Origin of the sequence: Gluconobacter sp. P5B12 (assembly GCF_018812035.1) — a bacterium.
GTDB lineage: Bacteria > Pseudomonadota > Alphaproteobacteria > Acetobacterales > Acetobacteraceae > Gluconobacter.
Map to the genome: position 1 here is coordinate 1 of NZ_JACRVV010000017.1, position 4,537 is coordinate 4,537.

Sequence of the window (4,537 nt, forward strand, 5' to 3'; positions counted from 1 at the left end):
GGCTGGGGTGGACCCGGCTATGGTGGCTACGGCGGCGGCTGGGGTGGCGGTTTCCCTGCGACCTATTACAACACAAGCTGTCAGACGACGTTTGAACTGGTAAGCGGTCACGTCGTGGGATGGACCATGCGCGGGGACGGGTGCTGAACCCGGTTTCCTCGTCTATGGTTCTGCGTCCTCTTTATTAAGACGGTGTGACCAGACATGCATGTGCGATTCGGTTTTTCCTCTGCCCCCGGCGCTTTGACCCGGTTCTCGGGTCTTCGTTCGGGCGCAGTGGCCCTGCTGGGTTTAGCTCTGGCAGGATGTCATGGGACGGACTGGTCGCATAATTATCAGGATAGTTTCGAGACCCAGGCAAAGACATCCATGTCTTATATGCCTGACACGGTTGCCAATGCATTTGAAACGCCCAAGAATAATGAGCCGAGCACGCCGGTCGCTTATCACCGGCCTGCATCCCCGTCGTATGATGATCGCCCGCTGGACGAAAATATCGCCGCGTCAATAGAGTTGGCCGATTATACGGCTGCGATCCGGCACGTAGGTCTGGTGCCTTGGATCACGGGTCCCGGCCCTTACACGGTTTTTGCCATTCCTAATGAAGCCATGGAAAAACTCTCGGCTCGCTGGCCGGGTGGACTGATGGCGCCTGCGATGAAGGGCCAGTTAACCCATATCCTGGGCTATACAATCGCATCAGGAAAATGGGACGAAAAAGCTATCCGCAAGGCCATCGCCAGAAACCATGGTCGGGGTATCGGTCTTAAGACGCTGTATGGAGATATCATCAGCGTCCATATCGATGCGCGGACTGGCGAAATTTTCCTGAATAATCCCGCCGGGCAGGTGTCTCATCTGTGGAGCCATTCGCTGCCGCAGTCCAATGGTGTTCTGTATTTCATGCGGGACGCGCTGCTTCCTGTTTCTCACTGAATCAAAGAAGGGCGCGCTACCTCCTCAGGTGCTGAGCGCGCCTAAAAGCTTGGTGACTGAGTCCTGATCGCTGCCATCCAGCTTCAGGGGGATGGCAAGGAAGTCAGTAGCAGAGTCCCTGGCGGTCCGTGCAGCTTCGGCCGATACAATGTTTTCGGCCACAGCAGGAAGTTCCATTACGGACGTCCACCACTTAATCATGTCTGCATGTTCTGAAGGGAAGGCGATGTAGTCCGCGCCGCTTTCTCCAGCCTGCATCGCTTCGTCCCGGCTTTGGCAGAAGCATCCAATCTGGATGTTCTCTCCTGCTATTTTGCGCAGGGCAGGCAGGCTGTCTGGTGACGGCGCGTGGATACCATCAGCCACCTTTAAAAGATCTGGCGAGATAGAAACCGTTACATCCGCCACATCCAGCATCAGGGCGACGTCATTCTCGTGAAGCAGACTCACGAATTTGGAAAGCTGCTTTTTGTCGAGGCTGTGGGTGGCTGGAAAACGCAGCGCAGTGACCTCGGGGCGTGCGAGTAGCCCCGGCAATGCATCAAGCATTGCGGCTGTTTCGAATGTGGCGGGCAGAACGGGATAAAGATCGCAAGGTATCATGAGCAGAGTTTCGCAGATTCACGCGCGGTGGGCTAGCGTCGCCATGAGGTAGGGGAAGGGCGGGCCGTCAGGACCCTCGTTTCATGGAGTTTGTCTGACTTCAAGGCTCTCATTTGCTGCGGAGACGCTTGGCAAACAACCCATCCAATCCCGGCCAGGAGTGCCATGCGCGCCAAAGCTGCGGAGGCGCCACAATCCAGAATGGAAAAAGCTTTTTGCTCCTGCACCACATCCAGCCACCAGGGAATTCCGAAGCTGTTACCTGCGCCGTCAGGGGAGAGCGCCAGAAAGGGCTGAGGGTGCTGCGCTCTGAGTCTGGTCATTTCAGGGTAAGAAGAAATACTGAAAACTGGCAGCATCAGAGAAGCTGCAGCGCTTGACCTGATGAAGGGTTCGGGTCTTTCCTGATTAGGTAGTCTAGGATGAGATGTGTCGGTCATAGTATTCGGCATAGTGATGGCATGAACGGAAAGAGCGCGTTTTGAGCGAGCAGACAGGATCTCTGCAGGACGATAGGACTATTGATCGTCTTGAGGAAGCGGTGGGGCGAATTGCCACCGCGATGGAGCAGCAGGCCCGAATGCGGGAAGAGCGTGAGCGCGAGGCGCGTTCAGCTCCCGACCTGCCAGAGATTGCCGCAAACATTGATGCTTTATGTGTGCGTATCCGCGGAATTCTTGAACGAAAGGGAGAATGAGCCATGGGGCAGGTTTCCATTCGTCTGAACGGGTATGTTTACAGTGTTGGCTGCCAGGATGGAGAAGAACACCATCTTTATTCCATGGCGCGGCAGGTTGAGAGCTGGCTTCAGCGGGCGAGGACCCTTGGTGGTGCCGCCAGCGAGTCCAAGACACTTATGATGGCTGCGCTCTTGATGGCGGACGAAATTTTCGAGCTGAAGCGCCGCCCGATTCCGGATGATATGCTGGCGACTGTTGAAGAAGCCAAAGCGGCCTTGCGTATCGCGGAATCCCGCCAGGCGAGGCTCACACATTTGACGCAGCAGGTTGAGGGTTTGGCTGAGACACTCGAAAAGGACGGGTAATCGACGGGTTCCCGTTGAATATCTCTCCGCAGTGTCTAATATGTAGTTCGGAGCTGCCTGGTGCGTCAGGCAAATCAACCCCCGGGCCGATAAGCATTCCTACGGGAACTGGCTCTGTCGTGACCCTGGTCACGTTAACTGGTGCCCACCTGCACTTGCAGGTCTAGGAGGGCTGAAAAGACCAACGGCTTTGGCGGCTCCACAGATTTCTTCCATCGATCAGCAAAAAAAAGAACTCCGCGACCTCATGGCTGAGAAGCGCAGGAATGCGCAAGCGCATGCAGAAGCGGACCTTCTGGAACGGATTTTCAAAACCGTTCAGACTTATGATGCTCCGAGCGTAGCGGCAGTTTGGCCCCTGCCGGGAGAAATCGATCTTCGACCTTTGTGTTCCAGGCTGGCTGGTGATGGGCGACGCGTTGCGCTGCCTGAGACGACGCCCAAAGGAACGCCTCTCGTTTTTCGGGGGTGGAGCGAAGAGACGCCCATGCTGGCAGGTCGCTTTGGGACGTTTCATCCTGATGGTCCCATCCTTGTTCCTGATCTTGTTCTTGTTCCTTTCCTGGCGTTTGACCGGAAAGGTTTTCGCTTGGGCTATGGGGGCGGTTATTATGACCGCACTCTGGCGCAGCTGAATGTGCCCGCAATTGGCTTCGGTTTTGCCTTTCAGGAAATGAAAAGCATTCCCGTTGGGCCGTACGATATTCCCCTTTCTGTTGTCGTCACTGAAAAAGAGACGATTCAGACGGGGCCTTATAATTTGGAAGGCTGACTGTTGAGACTGCTGTTTCTGGGCGACGTTGTAGGTCGGAGTGGACGTGAAGCAATAACCGACAACTTGCCGGAGTGGCGTAAAAAGCTCTCTTTGGATCTGGTTGTCGTGAATGCGGAGAACGCTTCACATGGTTATGGCCTTTCCCCTGATATCGCGAGAAGCCTGTTCTCTGCCGGTGTAGATGTCATCACGTTGGGCAACCATGCCTGGGACAGACGTGATATGGTGAGCCACATCAGTCAGATGCCTAATATCGTGCGACCTATTAACTATCCCGCAGGGACGCCGGGGCAGGGGAGCTACATTATAGATCTGGAGCGTGGTCGCCGCGCTCTGGTGGTTAATGTCATGGGTCGAATTTTCATGGACCCGCTGGATGATCCCTTTCGGGTCGTTGGTGAACTGCTGTCCCGTCATCGGCTTGGCGTGACCGTGAATGCAATTGTCGTAGATATTCACGCGGAAGCGACCAGTGAGAAGATGGGCTTTGGTCAGTTCTTCGACGGGCGGGTGTCGCTTGTTGTTGGAACACATACGCATGTGCCGACGGCAGACCATCGTATTCTTCCCAAAGGCACGGCCTATCAGACGGACGCCGGTATGTGCGGTGACTATGACAGTGTCATTGGCATGGGGAAGGAAGCGTCCCTTCATCGGCTGATCCGTAAAATCCCAGGGGAGCGCCCTCAGCCAGCAGAAGGCGAGGCGACAGTCTGCGGTCTGATGGTCGAGACAAATGATGCCACAGGTCTGGCTGTCCGCGTCGCTCCTTTAAGGATGGGAGGGCATCTGGCGTCGAACTGGCCGGATTTCTAACGCGGGACGAAGATTTCAGAAGAAAAATGCAAAAAATGAAAGTTTTTTGTGGAGGCTAAAAAGGTGGAAAGTGTGGATTTCTCGCATTTTCCCTAATTTACAGTCATTTTTCTTGTGGATAAGTATCGTATGATGATTGTTTGACAGTGTTGGGTGGTGGCCGTATAAGCCCGTTCACCGACGCGGCGGGGCCTTCTTCGAGGGCTTGGCCGGGGCGGTTTGAGATGATGATCTTTGAAAATTGAATATGGAATTGGAAGGGATATGTTGGCGGCGTTTTGGTGCTGCTGGTTTTGGGATTATTTTCCTGAGACCTGAGTGTCGAACGTTTAGACGCTGATGTATCTTTTTAAGATGCTTCA

General features: G+C 54.7%; 7 protein-coding genes and 1 other RNA gene. 6 read left to right on the top strand and 2 right to left on the bottom strand.

Annotated elements, in window-relative coordinates:
* Positions 1–204 precede the first annotated feature (204 nt).
* Positions 205–936 carry a fasciclin domain-containing protein gene (locus KP702_RS15810; RefSeq protein WP_202207624.1) on the top strand — a complete coding sequence of 244 codons (732 nt, stop codon included), beginning with the start codon at positions 205–207 and terminating at the stop codon, positions 934–936.
* 24 nt (positions 937–960) lie between these two features.
* Here the strand turns inward: KP702_RS15810 and KP702_RS15815 are convergent, their stop codons facing one another.
* Positions 961–1,539, bottom strand: coding sequence for a thiamine phosphate synthase (locus KP702_RS15815; protein WP_202207623.1), 579 nt, complete (start codon positions 1,537–1,539; stop codon positions 961–963).
* Positions 1,540–1,571: 32 nt separating this feature from the next.
* The gene (locus KP702_RS15820) at positions 1,572–1,862 is read right to left on the bottom strand and encodes a hypothetical protein (RefSeq protein WP_252348792.1); all 291 of its coding nucleotides are present in this window, start codon (positions 1,860–1,862) and stop codon (positions 1,572–1,574) included.
* Between the two features lie 158 nt (positions 1,863–2,020).
* Between KP702_RS15820 and KP702_RS15825 the strand changes: the two genes are divergently transcribed.
* The 5 genes from KP702_RS15825 to KP702_RS15845 all read left to right on the top strand — a co-directional run bounded on the left by KP702_RS15825 (position 2,021) and on the right by KP702_RS15845 (position 4,175).
* Positions 2,021–2,236 carry a hypothetical protein gene (locus KP702_RS15825; protein ID WP_086634867.1) on the top strand — a complete coding sequence of 72 codons (216 nt, stop codon included), beginning with the start codon at positions 2,021–2,023 and terminating at the stop codon, positions 2,234–2,236.
* A gap of 3 nt (positions 2,237–2,239) precedes the next feature.
* Entirely contained in the window at positions 2,240–2,584 is a 345-nt protein-coding gene (locus KP702_RS15830; RefSeq protein ID WP_202207622.1) for a cell division protein ZapA, read from the top strand.
* 47 nt (positions 2,585–2,631) lie between these two features.
* Positions 2,632–2,788: non-coding RNA, 6S RNA (gene ssrS / locus KP702_RS15835), on the top strand.
* Positions 2,789–2,831: 43 nt separating this feature from the next.
* Entirely contained in the window at positions 2,832–3,356 is a 525-nt protein-coding gene (locus KP702_RS15840) for a 5-formyltetrahydrofolate cyclo-ligase (RefSeq protein WP_373687870.1), read from the top strand.
* Between the two features lie 3 nt (positions 3,357–3,359).
* The gene (locus tag KP702_RS15845) at positions 3,360–4,175 is read left to right on the top strand and encodes a TIGR00282 family metallophosphoesterase (RefSeq protein ID WP_202207620.1); all 816 of its coding nucleotides are present in this window, start codon (positions 3,360–3,362) and stop codon (positions 4,173–4,175) included.
* Positions 4,176–4,537: the final 362 nt, after the last annotated feature.

Bases quoted from the DNA above. Each gene is read 5' to 3' on its own strand.
- KP702_RS15830 (WP_202207622.1), top strand. From the start codon at position 2,240: ATGGGGCAGGTTTCCATTCGTCTGAACGGGTATGTTTACAGTGTTGGC.
- KP702_RS15810 (WP_202207624.1), top strand. From the start codon at position 205: ATGCATGTGCGATTCGGTTTTTCCTCTGCCCCCGGCGCTTTGACCCGG.
- KP702_RS15820 (WP_252348792.1), bottom strand. From the start codon at position 1,862: ATGACCAGACTCAGAGCGCAGCACCCTCAGCCCTTTCTGGCGCTCTCC.
- KP702_RS15815 (WP_202207623.1), bottom strand. From the start codon at position 1,539: ATGATACCTTGCGATCTTTATCCCGTTCTGCCCGCCACATTCGAAACA.
- KP702_RS15840 (WP_373687870.1), top strand. From the start codon at position 2,832: ATGGCTGAGAAGCGCAGGAATGCGCAAGCGCATGCAGAAGCGGACCTT.